General features: G+C 71.7%; 17 protein-coding genes and 1 riboswitch. Of the genes, 2 read left to right on the top strand and 15 right to left on the bottom strand.

The window, feature by feature from the left end; translation table 11 throughout:
- Positions 1-31: 31 nt before the first annotated feature.
- The 14 genes from purL to WME97_RS01375 all read right to left on the bottom strand — a co-directional run bounded on the left by purL (position 32) and on the right by WME97_RS01375 (position 18,495).
- The gene (purL, locus tag WME97_RS01310; RefSeq protein WP_437548829.1) at positions 32-3,961 is read right to left on the bottom strand and encodes a phosphoribosylformylglycinamidine synthase; all 3,930 of its coding nucleotides are present in this window, start codon (positions 3,959-3,961) and stop codon (positions 32-34) included.
- A gap of 305 nt (positions 3,962-4,266) precedes the next feature.
- Positions 4,267-7,266: a hypothetical protein gene (locus WME97_RS01315; protein WP_437548830.1), complete on the bottom strand. Its 3,000-nt coding sequence runs from the start codon at positions 7,264-7,266 to the stop codon at positions 4,267-4,269.
- Positions 7,267-7,941: 675 nt separating this feature from the next.
- Complete coding sequence (locus WME97_RS01320; protein ID WP_437548832.1) at positions 7,942-8,679, bottom strand: FAD-dependent oxidoreductase; 738 nt, start codon at positions 8,677-8,679, stop codon at positions 7,942-7,944.
- Between the two features lie 80 nt (positions 8,680-8,759).
- The gene (locus WME97_RS01325; protein WP_012232878.1) at positions 8,760-9,134 is read right to left on the bottom strand and encodes a DUF3209 family protein; all 375 of its coding nucleotides are present in this window, start codon (positions 9,132-9,134) and stop codon (positions 8,760-8,762) included.
- Positions 9,135-9,273: 139 nt separating this feature from the next.
- On the bottom strand, positions 9,274-10,080 hold the full coding sequence (locus WME97_RS01330; RefSeq protein ID WP_437548834.1) for a hypothetical protein: 807 nt from the start codon (positions 10,078-10,080) through the stop codon (positions 9,274-9,276).
- On the bottom strand, positions 10,077-10,844 hold the full coding sequence (locus tag WME97_RS01335; RefSeq protein ID WP_437548836.1) for a hypothetical protein: 768 nt from the start codon (positions 10,842-10,844) through the stop codon (positions 10,077-10,079). Before WME97_RS01335 ends, WME97_RS01330 begins: the two co-directional genes overlap by 4 nt.
- A complete protein-coding gene (locus WME97_RS01340; RefSeq protein ID WP_437548838.1) occupies positions 10,841-11,578 on the bottom strand; it encodes an ABC transporter ATP-binding protein in 738 nt (245 codons plus the stop codon). The genes WME97_RS01335 and WME97_RS01340 overlap by 4 nt, the downstream gene beginning before the upstream one ends.
- On the bottom strand, positions 11,575-12,285 hold the full coding sequence (locus WME97_RS01345; protein WP_437548839.1) for a TetR/AcrR family transcriptional regulator: 711 nt from the start codon (positions 12,283-12,285) through the stop codon (positions 11,575-11,577). The genes WME97_RS01340 and WME97_RS01345 overlap by 4 nt, the downstream gene beginning before the upstream one ends.
- A 146-nt stretch (positions 12,286-12,431) precedes the next feature.
- The gene (locus WME97_RS01350) at positions 12,432-13,619 is read right to left on the bottom strand and encodes a CbiX/SirB N-terminal domain-containing protein (protein WP_437548841.1); all 1,188 of its coding nucleotides are present in this window, start codon (positions 13,617-13,619) and stop codon (positions 12,432-12,434) included.
- Positions 13,595-14,416, bottom strand: a complete 822-nt coding sequence (locus tag WME97_RS01355) for an energy-coupling factor ABC transporter ATP-binding protein (RefSeq protein WP_437548843.1) — start codon at positions 14,414-14,416, stop codon at positions 13,595-13,597. Before WME97_RS01355 ends, WME97_RS01350 begins: the two co-directional genes overlap by 25 nt.
- A complete protein-coding gene (locus WME97_RS01360; protein WP_437548844.1) occupies positions 14,413-15,162 on the bottom strand; it encodes a CbiQ family ECF transporter T component in 750 nt (249 codons plus the stop codon). Before WME97_RS01360 ends, WME97_RS01355 begins: the two co-directional genes overlap by 4 nt.
- Positions 15,152-15,493, bottom strand: a complete 342-nt coding sequence (locus WME97_RS01365; protein WP_437548846.1) for a hypothetical protein — start codon at positions 15,491-15,493, stop codon at positions 15,152-15,154. The genes WME97_RS01360 and WME97_RS01365 overlap by 11 nt, the downstream gene beginning before the upstream one ends.
- Positions 15,490-16,203: an energy-coupling factor ABC transporter permease gene (locus WME97_RS01370; RefSeq protein ID WP_437555682.1), complete on the bottom strand. Its 714-nt coding sequence runs from the start codon at positions 16,201-16,203 to the stop codon at positions 15,490-15,492. Before WME97_RS01370 ends, WME97_RS01365 begins: the two co-directional genes overlap by 4 nt.
- Positions 16,204-16,301: 98 nt before the next feature.
- Positions 16,302-16,509, bottom strand: a riboswitch (cobalamin riboswitch).
- A gap of 1,158 nt (positions 16,510-17,667) precedes the next feature.
- On the bottom strand, positions 17,668-18,495 hold the full coding sequence (locus WME97_RS01375) for an enoyl-CoA hydratase/isomerase family protein (RefSeq protein ID WP_437548848.1): 828 nt from the start codon (positions 18,493-18,495) through the stop codon (positions 17,668-17,670).
- 98 nt (positions 18,496-18,593) lie between these two features.
- Here WME97_RS01375 and WME97_RS01380 point away from each other — a divergent pair, with 98 nt between their 5' ends.
- Entirely contained in the window at positions 18,594-18,896 is a 303-nt protein-coding gene (locus WME97_RS01380; protein WP_437548849.1) for a DUF6922 domain-containing protein, read from the top strand.
- Positions 18,893-19,498 (top strand): nucleotidyl transferase AbiEii/AbiGii toxin family protein, encoded by a 606-nt coding sequence (locus WME97_RS01385; protein WP_437548851.1) that lies wholly within the window; start codon positions 18,893-18,895, stop codon positions 19,496-19,498. Before WME97_RS01380 ends, WME97_RS01385 begins: the two co-directional genes overlap by 4 nt.
- Positions 19,499-19,833: 335 nt before the next feature.
- On the opposite strand, the gene WME97_RS01390 is transcribed toward WME97_RS01385, so the two are convergent.
- On the bottom strand, positions 19,834-20,724 hold the full coding sequence (locus WME97_RS01390; RefSeq protein WP_437548853.1) for a 3-hydroxyacyl-CoA dehydrogenase family protein: 891 nt from the start codon (positions 20,722-20,724) through the stop codon (positions 19,834-19,836).
- Positions 20,725-21,027 lie beyond the last annotated feature (303 nt).

A 21,027-nucleotide genomic window follows, 5' to 3' on the forward strand; every position in this document is an offset into this window, starting at 1 on the left:
GTCGGTCGGGGCGAAACTCCAGGAGAGACCCTCAGCCCACGAAGGCCCGCGCGCTCTCGAAGAGGCGCAGCCAGGGGCCGCGTTCCGACCACCCGGGGGGAGCCCAGCTGTGCTGCACGGCGCGGAAGACGCGCTCGGGGTGCGGCATGAGGATCGTCACACGGCCGTCGTCGGTGGTGAGGCCGGTGATGCCGTCGGGCGAGCCGTTGGGGTTGGCGGGGTAGCGCGTGGCGACCTGACCGCGGCCGTCCACCCAGCGGGCCGCCACACGCGCCGCGCGGCGATCGGCGTCGCTGGCGAAGTGGGCATAGCCCTCGCCGTGGGCCACGGCCACGGGCAGGCGCGCGCCCACCAGGCCGCGCAGCAGCACCGAGGGGCTCTCCAGGATTTCGACCTGCGCGAGACGGGCCTCGAACTGTTCGGAACGGTTCTTGACGAAGCGCGGCCAGCGCTGGGCACCGGGGATGATGTTCTTGAGGCCGGCCATCATCTGGCAGCCGTTGCAGATGCCGAGGGCGAAGGTGTTCGGTCGCCTGAAGAAGGCCGACAGCGCCTCGCGCGTCTCGCTGTGAAAGAGCGCCGAGCGGGCCCAACCCATGCCGGCGCCGAGCACGTCGCCGTAGGAAAAACCGCCGCAGGCGGCCAGGCCGCGGAAGCCCTCGAGCGACACGGCGCCGCTCATCAGATCGCTCATGTGCACGTCGTGGGCGGCGAAGCCGGCGCGGTGGAAGGCGGCGGCCATCTCGATCTGACCGTTGACGCCCTGCTCGCGCAGAATGGCCACCTTGGGCCGTTCGCTGGCGGCTTCGATCAGCGGGCGAGCCAGCGATCGTTCGACGTCGAAGGGCAGATGCGGCGAGATGCCCGGATCCCCGGCGTCGAGCAGCGCGTCGAACTCCTCGCGGGCCTTCTCGGGGTTGTCGCGCAGCGCTCGCATGCGGTAGCTGGTCTCGGACCAGGCGCGGCGCAAGTCCACGCGCGGCTCGTCGAGCACGGCCTGGCCGCCCGCGGTCACCACCAGTCGATCGTCGCTGCGGAGCTTGCCGACGACGTGCGCCGCTCCCTCGAGACCGGCGCGGGCGAAGGCCGAGATGACCTCGGGCGCGTCCTGGGCGCGCACCTGCAGGAGCGCGCCCAGCTCTTCCGAGAACAAGGCTGCAGCCTGAGCGGCCGGAAGCGAGATGTTCGCCGCCAGCGCATCGAGCGACAGCTCCGCGCCGACGCGGCCGGCGAAGCTCATCTCGGCCCAGGTGACGAACAGGCCGCCGTCCGAACGATCGTGGTAGGCGAGCACCAGCCCCCGCTGCCGCAGGCCCTGCACGGTCTCGAAGAAGGCGCGCAGATCGGCCGGCGAGTCGACGTCCGGCACGCTGTCGCCCACTTGCTCGCTGACGGTGGCGAACGCCGAGAGGCCCAGGCGATTCTTGCCGCGCCCCAGGTCGACGGCCACGAGCACGGTGTCCCCGACGTCGGTGCGGAGCTGGGGCGTGAGCGCGCCGCGCACGTCCGGCACACGGGCGAAGGCCGAGACGATGAGCGAGATGGGAGAGACGACGCTCTTCTGGCCGCCGTCCCAGACCGTGCGCATCGACATGCTGTCCTTGCCGACGGGGATGGCGAGACCGAGCGCCGGGCACAGCTCGAGGCCCACCGCCTTCACGGCTTCATAGAGCCTGGCGTCCTCACCGGGGGCACCGGCCGCTGCCATCCAGTTCGCCGACAATTTCACGCGCTCGAGGCTCTCGATCGGAGCCGACGCCAGGTTGGTGAGCGCCTCGCCCACGGCCATGCGCGCCGAGGCCGCAGCGTCGAGCACGGCGAGCGGGGCGCGCTCGCCCATGGCCATGGCCTCGCCGCCGTAACCCGTGTAGTCGGTCAGCGTCACCGCTGCGTCGGCCACGGCCACCTGCCAGGGCCCGACCATCTGATCGCGGTGCACGAGGCCGGTGATGGTGCGGTCGCCGATGGTGATGAGGAAGGACTTGTCGGCGACCGTGGGCAGCCGCAGCAGGCGATAGACCGCCTCGCGCAGCGGCAGCTTGGCGGCGTCGAGCGCCTGCCTGGGCGAGGGCAGGCGGCGGACGTCGCGCGTCATCTTGGGCGGCTTGCCGAGCAAGACCGACAGCGGCATGTCGATCGGCTGGTCGTGGAGCTCGGCGTCGTCGAGCACCAGATCGTTCTGCGCCGTCGAGTGACCGACCACGGCGTAGGGGCAGCGCTCGCGCCGGCAGATCTCCTCGAAGATCGCAAGGCGCGAGGCGTCCAGAGCCAGCACGTAGCGCTCCTGCGCCTCGTTGCACCAGATCTCGAGCGGCGACATGCCGGGCTCGACCGAGGGCACCCGGCGCAGCTCGAAGCGACCTCCCACGCCCGCGTCGTGCACCAGCTCGGGCAAGGCGTTCGACAGGCCGCCCGCGCCCACGTCGTGGATGCTGAGGATGGGCGAACCGGCGCCCAGGGCGTTGCAGCGATCGATGACCTCCTGGCAGCGCCGCTGCATCTCCGGGTTGTCCCGCTGCACCGAGGCGAAATCCAGATCGGCGGACGAAGAGCCCGAGGCCATCGACGACGCCGCGCCGCCGCCCAGGCCGATCAACATGGCCGGCCCGCCGAGCACGACGATGGGCGCCCCGGCCGGGAAGGTCTTCTTCAGCGCAAGCTCGGGCCGCACATTGCCGAGCCCGCCCGCCAGCATGATGGGCTTGTGATAGCCGCGCACGCTGGAGGCCGAGCTGCCGTCGCCCGGCACCTTCTGCTCGAAGGTCCGGAAGTAGCCGGCCAGGGCAGGACGCCCGAACTCGTTGTTGAAGGCGGCGCCGCCGAGCGGCCCGTCGATCATGATGTCGAGCGCCGAGACGATGCGATCGGGCTTGCCGATCGGCTCGGCTTCCCACGGCTGCTCGAAGCCGGGAATGCGCAGGTTCGACACCGAAAAACCGGTGAGCCCGGCCTTGGGCTTCGCGCCTCGCCCCGTGGCGCCCTCGTCACGGATCTCGCCGCCGCTGCCCGTCGAAGCGCCGGGATGCGGCGAAATGGCCGTGGGATGGTTGTGGGTCTCCACCTTCATCAGCACGTGCGCCGGCTCACGCCGCGTCTCGTACAGCGCGCCGGCCCCCGGCTGTGGAAAGAAGCGCTCGGCGTCGAGCCCCTCCATGACCGCCGCGTTGTCGCTGTACGCCGACAGGACATGGTGCGGCGTCACCGCGAAGGTGTTCTGGATCATCTTGAACAGCGAGAGCCCCTGCGCCTCGCCGTCGATCACCCAGTCGGCCTTGAAGATCTTGTGCCGGCAGTGCTCGCTGTTGGCCTGCGCGAACATCATCAGCTCGACGTCGCTCGGATCCCGCCTCAGCTCCGTGAACGCGGCCAGCAGGTAGTCGATCTCGTCCTCGGCCAGGGCCAAGCCGAGCTCCTTGTTGGCGCGCGTCAGCGAGAGCCGCCCCTCGCGCGACAGCGGCACGCGAGCGAGGGGCCGCGGCTTTTCCTCGCGAAAGAGCGCCTGCCCGGCCGCCAGATCGAAGGCCACCGACTCGGTCATCCGATCGTGCAGCGCCCCCGCCGCGCGCGTCAGCTCCTCGCCGGTCAGCGGCCGCGACGCCCGCACGTAGTAGGCGATGCCCCGCTCGATCCGCTGCACCGCCGCGAGCCCCGCCACCCAGGCGATGTCGGTCGCCTTCGAGCTCCAGGGCGAGAGAGTGCCGAAGCGCGGCACCACCAGCACGAGCTGACCTTCGTCCTCGCCCGTCCCGCCCCCGCCGTGCGCCAGCGCGTCGTCGTCGAGGAGACGCGACAGCACGTGCTCGCCGCGCTCGTCGAGCGAGGCCCGCGAGTGCACGAAGTAGATCCAGCGGCTCCCCAGCCCGACCACCTCGGGCACCCGCTGCTTCAGCTCGGTCAGGCGCTTGTCGGTACGAAATGGAGAGAGAGCGCGCGCGCCGCGGACGTGTCGGAAGGCAGCCATGGCGGGCATTTGGTCCATGGGGGCGGCCGATTCAACCGAAACGGGCAGCCACGGGGCTGGGGCCCGGTGTCCCCGCCACCCGCGCCGGTGCGGGGGGCCTTCCCCGGGCTCGGACCGTCGACAGCGCCCGAGGCCGCACGGAGGGCCACGCCCCTTCCGGGGTCCGGGCGGGCGCGGGGGGACCCCTCGCCGGCTGGAACCCCTGGCTGGCCTCGATCCGCGATGCTGGTCCCAGGATCGAGCCGCCCGGGAGCGGCTTCGGGAGCCGTTGCGGGGGCCATCCTCATCTCCCCCGCTCGGGTTCGTCACTCGCAGATCAGCGCGCTCGGGCTCGCCTCGATGGGATCGCACTCGAGCGCGGGGATGTCCCCCCGCAGGCGCGCGATGACCTCAGCCATCAGGTACCGGGTCGCGAAGCACGACCCGACGTCGCCCTCGCTGCACAGGTTGGCGGTGCGCTTGCCGTCCGAGGTCGGCATGCACAGCACGTTCTTGTTGTTCATGGCGACCATGGTAGGCACGAAGTAGCCGTCCTCCTTGACCGAGGAGAGCTGGCAATTCGTGCCGCGTGTCCGCTCGGCGTCGGCGATCGTTCGCTCGATGGCGGCCATCTCCGCGTGGACGTCGATGAGGTTGCTCCGGCGCTCGTCCGCAGGTAGGCCCGTCAGCCGCGCTGCAAACGTGAGCGCCTCGATCGCCAGCGCCGCATCGTGAGGGCGGCAGGGGCGATAGCTGCCTGGGGAGGGATTGCCGTCTCCTTGGAAGTAGCCTTGTTGGATTCCCCAGCCGATGAAGGAAGCCGGCCAATCCGTGACGCGCAGCGCGCCGCTCTGGGCCTCGGTGCAGAGCTCCCAATTCGGGCATGTCCCGGCTTCGGCGCACCCGGACACCTCGGCGCGCCTCGCGTCGTTCAGCAGGGCCTTCGCGCCAGTCGCCAGCGACTCGGCACGCGACAGCCGGCACCTCCCGCACATGACGTATTTCCCGGGGTGGGACGACGTATCCGAGGGACAGAGCCGCTCGCCCGTGGCGGCGTCGATCTTCTCAGGGCAGCTCTCGAAGTAACCCTCGAGCACGCCGGCACAATTCAGCTTGTCCGACGCGTCGGCGCCCTTGGCAGCGCCGAGCACCTGGTCGGAGCTGTTGGTGTCGGGGAATCCTGCGCAGGAGCTGGGGCCCGCGCTGCCCGTACCTGCCGGTTGGCAAGCATCGTTTTCGGGGACCTGGTCGTAGGAGGCGATGCTGAAGTCCTTGATCTCGGTCGGGCTCAACCTACGCTCGCTGACCGTGCGCTCCCAGGGGAGTTGACCGAGCGGCTGGTTGAACTCATCCCCGACATTCGCCTCGACGACTCGGTAAAGCAGCGGTCCTTTCGTCGAGCTATGCAGGATCTCGGTGACCAGCACCGCGTGGCTCGAGCCCTTGTAGCCTCCGGTGCCCGCGCGATGCTGCTCGGGCTGCAGAGCAGCGAGATCGGCCTCTCGGTAGCTGTACGTGCGAATTTCGGCGCCCACGGACCGAGCGGCCTCGATCGCGGTTCGTTCTTGCCATTCGCGGCACTGCGCCCGGAAGGCGAGCGCCTCGAGCAGCGTTGCGTCGCTCGCCGTCAAGCGTGCTGGATCGACGCCGCCTCGATTCGGATCGAACGCCCCCTCCTCGACGCGCCGCACGATGTGCTCGGCCAGCGCGTCGGCATCGCTCGAATTTTTGTAGGTGGCCGCGACCGCGGCGCGGGCCTTGGCGACCGCCACGTCGCGCCCTTCAGGGGATGCGTTTACGGCGGCCTGCGATGCGCTCAACAGCGAACTGCCATCGCCGTGATCGAGGTCGGTCTCCCAGCGCCCGGCCCCGAAAGCAGCACGCGTCGTGGAGATGGGCGAGTCCTGCTGGATCTGAGCCGTCGCAGACGCGGCGATCGCCCGGCGGACGTCGGTGTTCCCCTTGTCGACGCAGAGGTCGCCGACCTCGTCGGCGGGCACGCCGTCGCCCCTGCACGCGTCGATTTGGCTGGGAGGCGCTTCATCGCACGTGCAGAAGGTGCGTGGGCCCATGGTGTCCCCTGTGCAGGTTGCGAGGAACGCGTCAAGGACGACGTCGTTACCGACGATGAGGTCGAAGCACCATCGATGGCCGCCCGCCCTCAGGCCCTCGGGAACGTCGTTGCAGGTCTGGTAGTTGTAGAGCGAGAAGCGGTTCGTTTCGGTCGACACGACCGGTCCGTCGAACGTCGTCGGCGTCGCCTCGATGTTGTTGCGGTAGATCGCGCCGCCTCGCCGGCCACCGGTCGGCATGGTGATCGTCGCCGGGCCGCACAGTTCCTGATGGGGGGTGGCGAGGATGGAGTCACCGGCCACGATCGGAGGGGCGCCCTCGTCGCGAACTCGACCGATCGTCACGGTCTGCCCGGCATCACATGCTGCGCGCTGGTCTAGGAGCACGGCATATCCGTCGCCGAGGTCGATCCGGGTCCCCTCTGGCAGGTCGGCGAGCCTGGCCACGATCGGCTGGTTGACGAGGCGCCCCGGGAGGCGCGCCCCCTCGGGCAGCACGAGATGGTGGGTGTGCACTCGTGCGTGGACCGCCACGTGGTGTCGGCACGGAAGCCCCTGGGGGTGGTTCCCATCGTCGTGGTCGCCATGATGGTCGCGGTCACCATCGTGGTCGCGGTCGCCATCGTGGTCGTGGTCGCGGTCGCCATCGTGGTCGTGGTGGCCATCGCCATTGTGATGGCCATCGTGGTCGTGGTGGCCATCGCCATTGTGATGGCCATCGTGGTCGTGGTGGCCATCGCCATTGTGATGGCCATCGTGGTCGTGGTGGCCGTCGCCATTGTGATGGCCATCGTGGTCGTGGTGGCCATCCTCGTCGTCACGATCCCAGCCCGGGTGCCAGCTTCGGCAACCTTCCGAGTCATCATCGTCACGGTCCGAAGCCGCGTGCTCGCACACGATCGCGTCCGGATCCAGATCGATCTGGACCGCCAGGCCGGTCTCGGCCGACGGGATCACCAGAGCGCTGGTGGTGATTTCCAGCCGCTCCCAGGACGGGTGGCCCGTGGCGGAGCCCGATCGCCAGACCCCACCTCGTGCTGACAGGAAGAGTACAATGGCTCTATAGGTACCGGCCGGCACGTTCTCGAACACATGGTGCTGGGGCCTGGTCAGATCGATGGACACCTCACCAGCGTCGATCATTGTATCCGGCGTCGTCCCTTCCCCTTTCAGAAGAACGCGGCGGTACGGGATCGTGGCTTCGTCTGAATCTAGTTTCGCTGCACTTCTTGCGCCGTCGATGTGGAGGATCAACCTCCCTGTCGCATGTGCTCCGCCGACATCGGGTGGACGAGGGCCGTTGGGATTGCACCCTGCCAGATCCACGCTGAAGGTGAGCGCAAGGCAGAGCATAGACGCTCCGATTGTGCGCATTGATCGAGGAGCTGGCGAGCTGATCGCTGAAGGCTTGACGTGCGGGCTCGATCCGATGAACGACGATGGAGGAATATCGTTGGACCTCATGCTGCTGGCCTCCTGGCTTGCGAAGCAGGTTGGTCTTGAGGCGGATGAATCCGAGAGGGCTTCGCCGAACGCCGTTCTACGAATGCTGTGAGCATCGTGTAAGGCGACCGCGTGGGGAGAATATCGTGCTCTCTGAACGAGGGGCGAACAAATGCAGCGGAGCGCTGAGCGCACTTTGGAGCGCACCGATATCGCACTTTGAATCTCTCTGTCGGAGATGCATGAAGGATGCGAAGCGGACGGATCCCAAGACCTCGGCCCTTTACCGCCGCCCAGCGCTGAGCTGGCGTGCCGGCGGGCGTCCCCCCACGCGGCGCTACATGCCGGTGGGCGTCCCCCCCACGCGGCGCTGCATGCCGGCGGGCGTCCCCCCACGCATCAGCGCACGCCGCCGAGGGGTCCGCCACCGAGGGCTATCCCTCCAACCCCTCGGCCGGAGCTCCGCCCTCGCAAGATCCCGAACGATTACAAAGACTTCTTCATCGGGTTGTTGAAGAAGCTCTCGAGGAGCACACTGCCCTCGGGCGCGCCGAGCGAGACCAGGTGGTCGCGGAGCGGGTAGAGGACCGCGCCGTCGCCCGCGCAGAGCACGGCGTCGTACGGCCCTGCCGCGAGCTCGCGCTCCACGAGGGCGCACGCGCGCGCCGGCCGCTCGGGGTGGCCGATCGGGGGGAGATCGCGGGCGACCGCGAGGCGGACGGCGGCGGGGAGGCGCTCGCGGACGAACGGCTCGGAGGCGAAGGTCTCGCCCGGCTCGACGAGCCAGAGCAGGTCGAGCTGCGCCGCGCCGGCGGCGGCCGCGCTCCGGGCGATCCCGAGGGCGGCGGTGATGCCGGTGTCGGTGGCGATCACGAGCGCGCGGCCGGAGAAGCCCGGCGCGAGCCGCAGCTTGCCCCAGGGTCCGCTGAACTCGAGCTCGGCGCCGACGGCGATGTCGTTGAGCACGTTCGAGCCCGGCCCGGCCCCGACGCGCTTCACCGCGATCTCGACCGCGCGCTGCTCGGCGTCGCTGGAGAGCATCGAGTAGGCGCGCTTCGCGAGCCTGCCGCCGGGCAGGGTGACGCCGGTGTTGATGATCACGTACTGCCCGCCGGCGAAGCCGATCTCCGCGCCATCGACGCGCTCGAGCCGGAGCAGCCGGGCGGCGTCGCCGAGCGGCGTTGCGTGGGCGATCCTGATCTTCGGGTTGCCTTGTGTTGCCATGACGTCACTCCTGCGTTCGCGCGGTCGCGATCACGCGCTCCATGGTCTTTCCGGTGAGCGGGGCGTGAGCGGCGCGCGCTTCACTCGGCCGGGTAGATCTCGTGCACGAAGTCGTGCATCTCTTCGAGCTCCCGGTAGAGCCGGCCGAGCCCGTCGACCTGCGCGCGCAGATCGAGCTCGACCTGCTTCGTGAGGATGAGGAGCGAGCGCAGGTAAGGCAGCTTCGGGTCGCCGGCGGGGGTCTTCGCGACCTTCTCCTGGAGCTCCACGAGCGACCCCTCGAAGAGGCGCGAGAGGTTCTTCAGGTCCCCGGCGCGCAGCATCGCCGAGACCGGCCCCGGCTCGGCGGCCGCGGCGCCGAGCTCGGCGAGCTCGTGCGTGCGCTCGGCGGGATCATCGATGCCCAGGATGTTCATGAGCCCAAGGCGGAGCGCGGCGATCTCGTGACAGGCCATATCGGTTCCCTTCTATCGGGCCCTCGTACCAGCTAGGAGAGAGGGCGGAAAGACGAAGGCGGGGAGAAGAGACGCGCGCGCCGCCGCGTGAGCGTGAGAGCGAGAGAGGCGCGCCCGACCCCCGCGGCGCACGCCGGGCTCAGAGCGCGTCGGTGCGCTCGAGGAGCACGCCCGAGGCGGCGATGGAGATCGCGGCGAGCGGGATGGCGATCGCCAGCGCGACCGGGCCGAGCCAGGCCGATGTCGCGTCGCTCCAGAGCAGCGACGCGAGCACCGCCGCCTCCCTGAGCCCCGCGTGCGCCTCGAACGCGTCGGGCCGGTAGATGAACGCCGCCGTGGGCATCAGCGGCGCGATCCACGCGCCCGACGCGACCAGGAGCGCGTGGAAGCCGTCCCGCATCCGCACCAGGAGCGGCAGGAGCGCCGAGAGCAGCGCGATCGAGAGCGCGACGAGGAAGAGGCCGGCCCCGAGCGCGCCCGCCGCGCTGATCATGTCGCTCGCGCCGATGTGCGGCGCGACGGCGAGCGCTGTAGAGGCCGCGACCACCACGCCCGCCCCGGCCCCGGCGAGCAGCGAGGGCGCCGTGCGCGCGGCGAGGAAGACGCGGGCGCGGATCGGCTTGGCGAGCAGGAGCTCGAGGCGATGCTCCTCTCGCGCCGTGACCGTCGCGTCGACGAGGCCCGCCAGGGCGACGAAGTACGCGACGAAATAGGCGGCGAGGAGATCGTTGATGAGGAGCACGGCGGCCATCCCCTCGATCGCGAAGGCCTGCTCGAGGAAGCGGATGACCTGCGCCGGCAGGCGCACGATCAGCGCGTGGCTGCCGAGCACCACGAGCACGCCGGCGGCCGCCGCGACGAGCGAGGTGCGGCGCGGGGCGCGCCGCGCCTCGAGCGCGAAGTAGCCGCGGAGCGAGGCCGCGGCGGGGGCGGTCGTCGAGGTCATGCTTCCATCCTCCGGACGCCCGCGGCGCCGATCGCGATGGTGAGGGCGCTGAGCGCGGCGAGCGCGAGCATCGGGGGGCCGAGCACGGCGGGGCCGAGGTGGTCGAGGCTCCCGAGGCCGAGCGCGCCGAGGGCGATCGGGTTCGCGAGAGAGAGGCTCCGCCAGGCGGGCTGATAGAAGCCGAGGAGCGAGAGGCCCACGAGGCCCCCGAGCGTGGCGAACCCGATCAGCGCCGAGGCGCCGCGGTGCCTCACCCACGCGGCGATCGCGGCGCAGAGCGCGGTCGCGAAGAGCGCCGCGAAGGCGTGGAGCGACATCGCGCCGAGGAAGGGGCCGGGGCGGAAGCCGGGGACGCGCGCCGTGAAGTAGGCGGCGCCGGCGAGCTGGGTCGCGACGTGCAGGGTCACCATCACCGCGCACGCGCTGAGCGCGCGGAGCACGAAGTAGCGGGGGATCGAGAGCGGCTTGCTGGCGAGGAGCGGCAGCACGCCGGTGTCGCGCTCGCGGAGCACGACGCCGCTGGCGAGCACGACGGGGATGAACGCGATCACCTTGTTCATCGTCAGGTCGATCCACACGTACATGAAGACCTGGAACGGCGCGGCGTCGCCGAACCACGCGGCGATCGCGGCGCGCACGTGATCGGGCGGTCGCGCGAGAACGACGGGGATCGCGACCAGCGCGTAGACGAGCATCGCGACGCAGAGCCAGGTCTTCCGCTCGCGGAGCGTCGTGAGGTAGTCGAGCCAGAGGAGGCGGATCACGCGGCCTCCCTGCGCACGAGCGCGAGGTAGAGATCGTCCATGGTGCGCGCCCCGTGCGCGTCCTTGAGGCGCTCGACCTCGTCGCAGGCGACGAGGCGCGAGCGGTGCATCACCGCGACGCGCCGGCAGAGGGCCTCGACGTCGGAGAGGATGTGCGACGAGAACACGATGGTGACGCCGCGCTCGCGCGCGAGCGCGCGGAGCACCTCGAGCAGCTCGTGGCGGCCGAGGGGATCGAGCCCAGAGGTCGGCTCGTCGAGCAGGAGCACCGCGGGCTCGTTGATCAGCGCCTGGGCGATGCCGACCTTCTGGGCCATGCCGGTGGAGAAGCCGCGCAGGGGGCGGTCCGCCTCGCGCTCGAGCCCGAAGCGGCGCAGGAGGGCGCCGGCGCGCGCGGCCGCGACGTCGCTGGGCAGCGCGAACATCGCGGCGATGTAGTGGAGGAAGCCGCGCGCCGTCATGTCGGGGGGCAGCGAGTACGACGCGGGCAGGTAACCCGCGTTCCGCCGGACCTCGAGCGTCTCGTGGACGACGTCGCGCCCGAGCACGCGCGCGGTGCCCGCGGTGGGCCGGGTCAGGCCGAGGAGCATGCGCAGCGTCGTGGTCTTGCCGGCGCCGTTGTGCCCCATGAAGCCGAATATCTCGCCGGCCGCGACGCTGAAGCTCACGCCGTCGACGGCCGTGACCTTCGCGAAGCGCTTGCCGAGCGCGTTCACCTCGATCGCCTGGTTCATCGCTTGCTCCTTGCGCGCGACGCGGTCGCGCGCTGCTCCGTGGGGATCGCCGTCGTGGAGGTCGTCTCCGTGGGGGTCGCTGCAGGACGCGCGGCCAGGCCGGCGCGAAAGATGTCGGCGATCGCGTCGAGCGTGCGCTCGCCGGCGAAGGCGCAGAACGACGTGATCAGCCCGAGGTGCTGGGGCGCGAAGCGCAGCACGCCGAGGACGAAGGGGATCGCGTCGCGATCGACGTCAGGCCGGATCTCGCCGCGCGCGATGCCCTCGTCGACCCAGCCGTTGATCTGGGCGATCTGCGCCTTCGCGGCGGCGGCGCTCGCGGCGTCGTCGAGCGGGCGGAGCGCGCGGAGGTCGGGATCCTCGCGGAGGAGCTTGCCGAAGAGCGGCTCGGCCGCCTGCTGTCGGTAAGCGAAGCGGAGGGTCGCGACGAGGCGATCGAGCGGGGATTCCAGGCCGAGCACCTCGGCGGCGAAGCGCGCGCGGATCGTGGCGAACGCTTGCTCTACCACCTCGCGCAGGAGGGACTCCTTGTCGGCGAACTCGAGGTAGAGGGCGCCCTTTGCGCAGCCGGCCTCGGCGGCGACGGCGTCGAGGTTGGTGCCCTTGAAGCCGCGCTCGACGAAGTGGCGCTTCGCGGCGTCGAGGATCCTGGTGCGCCGCGCAGGGTCACGGGGTCTGTCGGGGCGGCGGACGGGCACAGAACTCATATGACTGAATTGGGCATATGAGTCAACTCGGGTGGCCCTGGCGCGGGACGTGGGCAGGGACCACGACGGTCGAGGTGGCGAGCGGGCTGCGGGGGAGGCTCCGCGCGTCGGCGATCCACGCTCGAGGCGGCGCCCGGCGCCGCGCCTCACTGCATGATGTCGTCGACGAGCCGGGCCACCAGCCGGTCGCCGAGCAGGTGCTCCTCGACGAGGTCCTTCGCGTCCTCCTCGCGGACGCCGCGGTACCAGACCCCGTCGGGGTAGACGGCGACCGTCGGCCCCTCGCCGCAGCGCCCCATGCACGACGTCCTCGTCACGCGGATCTGCTGCTGCTGGCCGGCCTGCTTCACGAGCCGGCGCACCGACTCGAGGAGCGCCAGGCTGCCGCGGTCCACGCAGTCGGCGTTGCCGCAGACGAGCACGTGCTTGCGCAGCGATCGGTGCGCGTGCGGGTGGTTCGACGCCTGCGTGTGCGTGAGCGTGTGGCGCACGCTGTAGAGCATCGCCTTGAGCCCGCCGACCTCGCGGGCGAGCCCCGGCAGCGCGGTGCGGTACATGCACGTGTCGCAGGGGAGCGGCGCCTCGCCGGCGAGCGCCTGGCGCGCGCGCTCGTCGATCAGGCCCTCGAGCGCGCTCGACCGGCCGAGGTGCGGCGCGAGCGACGCCCGGATCCACGGGTACGTCGATGAAAAGCGTTCGACCTGCTCGGCGAGCTTCGTCATGAGCCGCCCGGCGAAGAGGAAGTAGGGGACCACCACGACGCGCTCCGGCCGGTGCCGCGCGACCCGCTCCAGCGTCTCCTCGACCGAGGGCCGGGTGACGCCGATGAAGGTCGGCTCGACGAGCTGGAGCCCGCGGCCCTCGCCGATGAGGCGCGCCGTCTTGCAGAAATCGCCGTTCGCGTCGGGGTCGCTCGACCCGCGCCCCACGACGACGAGCGCCGACCGGGCCCGCGCGGCCGGGTCGGCCGGCAGCGCGGTCGCGGCGCGCTCGAACGCGATCTCCGCGAGCGCCGGGTGCACGCCGAGCGGCCGCGCCGCCGAGAAGCGCACGCCCGGGTGCGCGGCCCGCGCCCGCTCGAGCGCGATCGGGATGTCGTTCTTCACGTGCCCCGCCGCGAACAGGAAGAGCGGCACGACCGCCACGCGGGACACCCGCGCCGCGAGCGCCGCGAGCGCGTCGGCGAGGTGAGGCGTCGCGAGCTCGATGTAGCCGTGCTGCACGGCGATCTCGGGCCGCGCCGCGGCGTAATCGGCCACGATCGCCTCGAACTCGGCGTTCGACGCGGCGTCGCGGCTGCCGTGGCCGATCAGCAGGAGACCGTCGTCATGCACGCGAGCGCCTCCTCCAGGGTGAGCGGGAGGCCCGCGCCGCCCCGCGGCGGCACAGGGCTCATCCGGGTCCAGAGCTCGGCGACCCACGGCCGCCGCATCCGCGCCCGCGCGAGGAGCTCCCCCCGCGCGAACACCTCCCGCGGCGGCCCGTCCGCGAGGACCTGGCCGTCGCCCAGCAAGACCGCGCGCGAGGCGAAGAGCGGCACGAGATCCACCGCGTGGGTCGCGGTGACCAGCGTGGTCCCCTGCTGCTCGGAGAGCGCGCGCAGCGTCTGGCACAGGGCGAGCTCGCCTTCCGGGTCGAGCCCCGCGGTCGGCTCGTCGAGCAGCAGCACCCGCGGGCGCATCGCCAGCATCCCGGCGATGCACGCGCGCTTGCGCTCGCCGAAGCTCAGCGCCTCGATGGCCCGATCGGCGAGGTGGGCGATCTGCACGGCGGCGAGCGCCGCCTCGGCGCGGCGGCGCGCCTCGGGCGCGGGCAGGCCGAGGTTTCGCGGGCCGAACAGGACGTCGTCGAGGAGCGTCGCGCCGAGCAGCTGGTCGTCCGGGTCCTGGAGCACGAGCGCGGCGCCCGCGGCGACGGCGTCCGAGGGCGAGCCCACGCGGCGGCCCGCGATCTCGACGCCGCCGCCGGGCGCCGGGAGGAGCCCAACGAGCGTCCGGAGCAGCGCGGTCTTGCCGGCGCCGTTGCCGCCGAGCACCGCCACGGACTCGCCCTCGCCGACGTCGAGGCGCACGTCGCGCAGCACGGGCTCGCCGAGCCGGTAGCCGAGCCGGGGGGCGCGCAGCGCGATCATCCGGCCTCTCCCGCGGCGACGCTGAGCCCGAGGGCCGCGAGGGCGGCGGCGGCGAACGCGACGTTCGCGGCGGGCGCGCTCGTCCTTCGGTCGGCGACGGGGAGCTTCCCCTGGTAGCCGCGGAGCTGCATCGCGAGCGCGGCGCTCTCGGAGCGCTCGAGCGTCCGGAGCGCCACGACGCCCGCGACGGCGCCGGCCGAGCGCGCTGCGGCCCCGGGGCGGGTGAACCCGCCGCGGAGCGCGGCGGCGCTCCACGCGCTGTCGGCCGCGCGCTGGAGCACGCCGGCGAAGCGCCGGGTCAGCGCGAGCAGCTCGACGAGGGCCGCGGGGACGCCGAGCCCGGCGAGCGCCGCCTCGATCTCGGCGGGCGCGGCGGCGCCGGCGAGCCACCGGAGCACCGCGGCCGCCGCGAGGACGCGCGCGCCGATGGCCATGGCGCGGTGGGCCCCCTCGGCCGTGATCGCGTCGACGGGGAACGGCGCGCCGGGGAGGAGCGGCGCCCCCGGCGTGAGCGCGAGCGCGAGCGCCGCCGCGACCGCTCCGATCCACGCGGCGGGCGCGGCGGCGCGGAGGACGGCGCGCGCCGGCGTGCCCTGGAGGTGGAGGGCCGCGCACGCGAGGAGGAGCAGCGCGGCCGGCGTGGCGGGCGAGCGCGCGCCCGCGGCGACGCAGCACGCCGCCACGGCGGCCCCGAGGCGGAGCCGGGCGTCCACGTCGCGGAGCCGCGGGGGCGGGTCAGTCCGCACGGAGGCCTTCGCCGCCGGCCTTGACCGCGGGCGCGCCCGCGCGCTCGACGAAGAGCACGCGCGAGAAATAGCCGAGGGCGAAGCCGGCGAGGAGCCCGGCCCAGAGGAACGCGAAGAGCAGGAGGTCGCCCTCGAGGCCCGCGAACAGCGGCCCCGTGTCGTGGCGCCCTGCGTCCTCGGCGACGCGGCGCACCACGGCCTCGTCGACGCCGTCCCAGGACGCGTTGCCGCAGGCGGCGAGCCAGAGGGAAGCGGCGAGCCGGAGCGCCACCGCGCACGCGCGCCGCGCGAGCGGCGCTGGCAGCGGGCGCTGTCCGAGCCGCCGCGTCACGACGCCCCCGGGGCGAGCCGGACGACCTGGAGCCGGTCCAGGATGTCGGGCCGCCGGGCGCGCAGGAAGGCGAGCGCCCCCGCGGTCATGACGCCCTCGAGCAGGCCGAGCGGCAGCTGGGTGGGGACGAAGGCCAGGGCGACGCCCGTGAACATGGACGTCACCGACCCCTCGCCCGAGAGCCCGAGCGCGAGCGCGAGCGCCGTGGTGGCGTAGGTTGCCCAGTCCGACGTCACGCCCGCCAGGAACCCCGCGACCCAGAGGTTCGCGCCGCAGCGCCGCGCGAGGTGGAAGGCGAAATATCCGGTGAAGGCGCCCGCGATGCCCATCGACGCGACGTCGGCGCCGAGCGTGGTGATGCCGCCGTGCGCCAGGAAGAGGGCCTGGATAAGGAGCGCCACCACGGTGACGAGGACGGTCATCCAGGGGCCGATGAGCACCGCCGCGAGCCCTGTGCCGCACGGGTGGGAGCAGGTCCCGGCGGTCGGCACCGGCACGGGCATGCACGAGATCGCGAAGACGGCGGCCGCGATGAGCCCGACGAACGGCTTGTAGAAGGCGTCCTGCTCGGTGCGGCGCCGGAGCAGGTGGAGGGCGATCGCGACGAAGGGCAGGGCGAGCGCGTTCCAGAAGGCGCACCAGCCGAGCGGCAGGACGCCTTCCGCGAGGTGCATCGCGGCCGCGGGCCGGGGCGCGAGGAGCGTCCCCAGGGACACGGCGGCGATCGACAATGCGCGGCCGTGAAGACCGATTTCGGCGCTCCGGGTGAAGTCCGCACCCGAACGCCACGAAGACGTGCGCAAGCTGCACCTCGTGGGAGGCTCGGGTAGGTCTCCCGGCTCATGGGTTCAGGGAGCTGATCGAGCTCCCAGCGCTGCGTCCACCTTCCCAGGCCTCTTCTAATGGGGCCCAGTGGTCTTCGGAGGCAGCTCCCCACTCACGGTGGCGGGACCGCGCCGGTTTTGCACCGGCTTCCCTGTTATGCCCCGGAGGGCACCCGAGGAATGGATTGTCAGGCCGGTGCTCGGTAATCCCGTTTTGTGCCCGGCGTCAAGGACGTCGCGCCCCGATCGCGGAGGAGGCGCTCGGCGGGCGCTGCCTGTGGCATGGCGTGTCGGACGAGCTCCCCGTCGAGCGCGGGTCAGCTCCACCTCGCGCGCGGTGCCCCGCGCGTCGGCCCGTGTATCCAGGCGGCGCGATCGCGCGAGCCGGGCGCGTACCGGGGTGCGGACCCCGGGCGCGCGGACCGGGCGAACCCGGGTGGGTCGACCGGGGGCGCGAGCTTCCGCCTTGCGCGGTCCGGCCCGCCGCGAGCGCCCTCGTCCGCGGCGTCGGTGCGGCGGTGATGCCTGCCGCTTGTGGACGCCTCGCCCTCGCGGGCACTGCCGAGGCGCACGAAGCCATCACTGCCGAGGCGCGCCGCGCGCCCGTCGGCGCCCCCATCGAGCAGACATGGGCGCGCCGACGAGCGATCGAGGCCCTGTGATGCGATGGCCGAGGCCGAGAAATTGACCCAGACGCATCACGCGAAGAATCGTCGAGCACACGTCTTGGATTATGTCCCTCTTAGAGAAAATCTGTTTACTTTATCGCCGCGCGGGTGCAGCGCCTGTCGCGGGCTGCGCCTGAGCGAGGTCTCTCGTGCGCTTGAATACAAGGCGCAGGCGCGTTCTTTCCGCAGTGTGCTTTGTTCGTCCTGGCTCTTTACTCGGGAGCAGGCGTCCGGTGTACGGCCCGCTGCCTCGTGGCATCTCTTATTGAAGAGATGAGGGATTTCGTGTTCGCTCGTCTCGGAATGCACGGCGAACGCTGCGCTGAGCGCTGTCTCCGGTGGAGGGGTATGCCCGGCTCGAACGTGAATTCCCGCAGCGCTGGTGTGTGTGGGTCGCGCGCCCGCCTGGCCGCCTTCGTGTCTGGAGCGCTCTGCTCGCTCGGCGTGCAGTCATTGCACTTTGTTATCGACAACGCGCATGCGGATGCCACAATCTGACTACCGCATGCGCACCGGCGCGGACCCCCCAGCCCGGAGCGCATGCGGTCTTTTTTCTTCGCACCGTGGCGGACGTTCAAGGCTCCGGCGCGGTGTCCCTGCCGCGGTCATTCTGGGCCCCCCTCCAGCGTGATGCGCGGTATTTTTTTTGCCGTCGAGCGCGCGGTTCGCGCCTCCCGAGCCTTCACTTGCCCGTGAATGTGGCCTGCGATTTCGCCAGGAACGCTTTCATTCCGAGCTGTTGATCTTCGCTGCCGAAGAGCGCGGCGAATGCCTGGGCTTCCAGCTCGTTGGCGGCGGCGAGGTCGAGGCTCTCGCCGCGCAGGAGGACGCGTTTGGCGGCGGCGACGGCGAGCGGCCCGCGCGAGGCGATCTTGAGGGCGGTCTCGCGGGCGCGCGCGAGGAGCTCGGTCGCCGGGAAGACGGCGTTGACGAGCCCGATCGACAGCGCCTGCTGGGCGGTGATCATGTCTCCTGAATAGACGAGCTCGCGCGCGCGTCCTGGCCCGACCCGTCGCAGCAGCCGCTGGGTCCCGCCGAACCCCGGGATGACGCCCAGGTTCACCTCGGGCTGGCCGAGCTTGGCGCCTTCGGCGGCGTAGATGAAGTCGCATGCGAGGGCGAGCTCGCAGCCGCCGCCCAGCGCGAAGCCGTTGACGGCGGCGATCACGGGGAAGGGGGCAGTCTCGATGAGCTCGGCGAGCCGGTGGCCTGCGTCGGCGAACCGTTTCGCGGCGATGCTGTTCATGGTCGCCATCTCCGCGATGTCGGCGCCGGCGACGAACGCCTTGCCGGCACCGGTCAGCACCGCCGCGCGGACCTCGTTGCCGTCGGCGGGCGCGAGGAGGTCGCGGAAGGCCGTGGTGAGCTCGCCGAGGACGGCGGGGTTCAGGGCGTTGAGTTTGTCGGGCCGCTGGATGGTCACGATGGCGACGTGATCCGCGCGCTCGACGGCGACGAACTGGAGCGTACCGCGAGCAGGGGCCCCCGGCTGCTGTTCTTGAGCGGTCATGGAGCGTGGTTAGCAGCGCCCCGCGCCGGGGGGAAGCGCCTGCCGTGGGCCGGGGAGGGCGTCATTCCGTGTCCTCTCGGGCCTGCTATGCTGAGCCCGTGGCCGAGCCGACGACCGAGCGATTTCCAGAGGACGTCACGCGCCTGTTCTGGGACACGGACCCGGACGCCATCGATCTGGAGCGGCACCGCGACTACGTCATGGAGCGGGTGATGAGCCGGGGCGGATGGGCGGCGATGCGCTGGCTGAGGCAGGCGTACTCGGCGGAGGCGCTCGCTGACTTCTTGCGCCGGAAGGGGCACCGGCTTGCTCCGCGGGAGCTTGCGTACTGGGCGGTCATCGCAGGCATCGATCTGCCGATCCCCCGTGGAGGAGCGCGGCCGACGTGGGCGGGGCGATGACCGAGGTTCTCTCCAGCGCGCAGCGCACGGCGCTGGAGGTGCTGGCACGGGCCGTCGAGCCCTCGACCTACCTGGCCGGCGGCGTCGCCGTGGCGCTTCGGCTGCATCACCGGCAATCGCGCGATCTCGATCTGTTCACTGCCGAATCGGATCCGGCCGCGTTGGTGTCGGCGCTCGTCGATCCGACGATCCGGGTCCTGACGCGCGCGGAGGGGACGTTGTACCTGGAGGTTGGGGGGGTTCCGGCGAGCATCCTGCGGTATTGCTATCCGCTGCTGGGACCGCCCGAGTGTCTATCCGGGATCCCTCTCCCGGTCGCCTCGCTCGATGATCTGGAGTGCATGAAGCTGTCGGCGATCGCGGGGCGCGGGGCGCGCCGGGACTTCTGGGACCTTCACGCGCTGCTCACGTCACGAGGGCGCAGCGTGGGGGAGGCGCTCGATGCGTATGCGAGGAAATATGCAGCCGAGGATGTTGGCCACGTGGTGCGCAGCCTCGCGTATTTCGCCGACGCCGAGGCGGAACCGATGCCGGCAGGGATGACGGAGGAGCGGTGGACGCAGATCCGATCCGATCTCGTAGCGTGGGTGCGCGCGACATGACGGTCCTGTCGCGAGCCCGCGTGCGATCGTGGTGAGTCGAGCAGACCGCCCGTCCTCCGACCCGCACACCCGTGTTCGCCTCGCGCGTATCCCGCCGCCGCTCCCCCGTCATCATCCCCCCCTGGAGAGAGCCAGGGAGGGAGGGGGTGCCGCGCGGGGGGCCGGCGGGGTAGGGCCCCACGAATCCGAGCGCCGGCCCGCTCCGTGCGACGTCCTCTCGGATCGGCCCCGCCGTTCAGCCGGCCACGGCCCCCCAAAAGGCGCGAGTTCGTGGGAGGGGCCCCCGCCGGCCCCCCGCGCGGCGCCCCCTCCCTCCCTGGCTCCGCAGCAGCCGCCTACACCGCCCGCCCGCTCTTCTGCCCCTTCTCGTCGTACACGTAGAACCCCCGCCCGCTCTTCTTCCCGTACCACCCCGCCGCCACCAGGTTCCGGAGCAACGTGGCCGCCCGGTACTTCGAGTCCCCGAACTCCCGGTGCAGCACCTCCGCGATCGACAGCACCGTATCGAGCCCGATCAGGTCGGCGAGCTCGAGCGGCCCCATCGGGTGGTTCAGCCCGAGCCGCGCCCCCGCGTCGATGTCCTCCGGCGTGGACAGCCCCTCCTGGAGCGCGAAGCACGCCTCGTTGAGGAACGGGATCAGCATCCGGTTCACGATGAACCCGGGCTGGTCCTTCGAGGTGATCACCGTCTTGCCGAGCCCCACCGAGAGCGCCCGGACGGCCTCGTACGTCGCGTCCGACGTCTGGACCCCACGGACGAGCTCGACGAGCTTCATCAGCGGCACCGGGTTCATGAAGTGCATCCCGATGACCAGCTCAGGCCGGCCGGTCACCGCCGCCAGCCGCGTGATCGAGATCGACGACGTGTTCGACGCCAGGATCGCCCCCTTCGGCAGCGCCGCGTCGGCGAGCTTGAAGATCCCGCTCTTCACGTCGAAGCTCTCGGTCACCGCCTCCACGGCCAGGTCGACCCCGGCCAGGCCCGCCATCCCGTCGGCCACCGCGACGCGGCCGAGGAGCGCCTCCCGCGCCTCCGCGGCCAGCTTGCCCTTCTCCACCTGCTTCGCGAGAATGGCGGCGATCTGGGCCTTGCCCGACTCCGCCAGCGCCCTCGAGACGTCGCACAGGACCACCTCGAGGCCCGCGGCCGCGGCGACCTGGGCGATGCCTCGCCCCATCTGGCCCGCGCCGATCACCCCGAAGCGCTTGATCGTCGTAGCTTCCATGCCCGCTGTTGATAGCCGAAGCCGCGAGCGCGGTGAACCGCCCTCGCCGCGGCCAGGCGGCCCGGCGGCCCGCCCGCTCGGACGTCCACGCGCCACAGGAGCAGAAGCGCGCGAAAGCTCCGGCCGACCTTCCAGGCCCGCGGGGGCGAGGAACCTTGAAACCGTGTCGTCCGCCCGGCTATCTTCGCCCGGCCCGTGAACGGACCGGACCGAATTCGCGAGGTCCGCGGAGAGACGATGAGCGTTGAGACGATTCGGATGGCCCTTGGGCGTCTGCAGGATGAGCCCGAAAACGAGGCAGCC

This window comes from Sorangium sp. So ce367, assembly GCF_051520455.1.
GTDB lineage: Bacteria > Myxococcota_A > Polyangia > Polyangiales > Polyangiaceae > Sorangium > Sorangium cellulosum_B.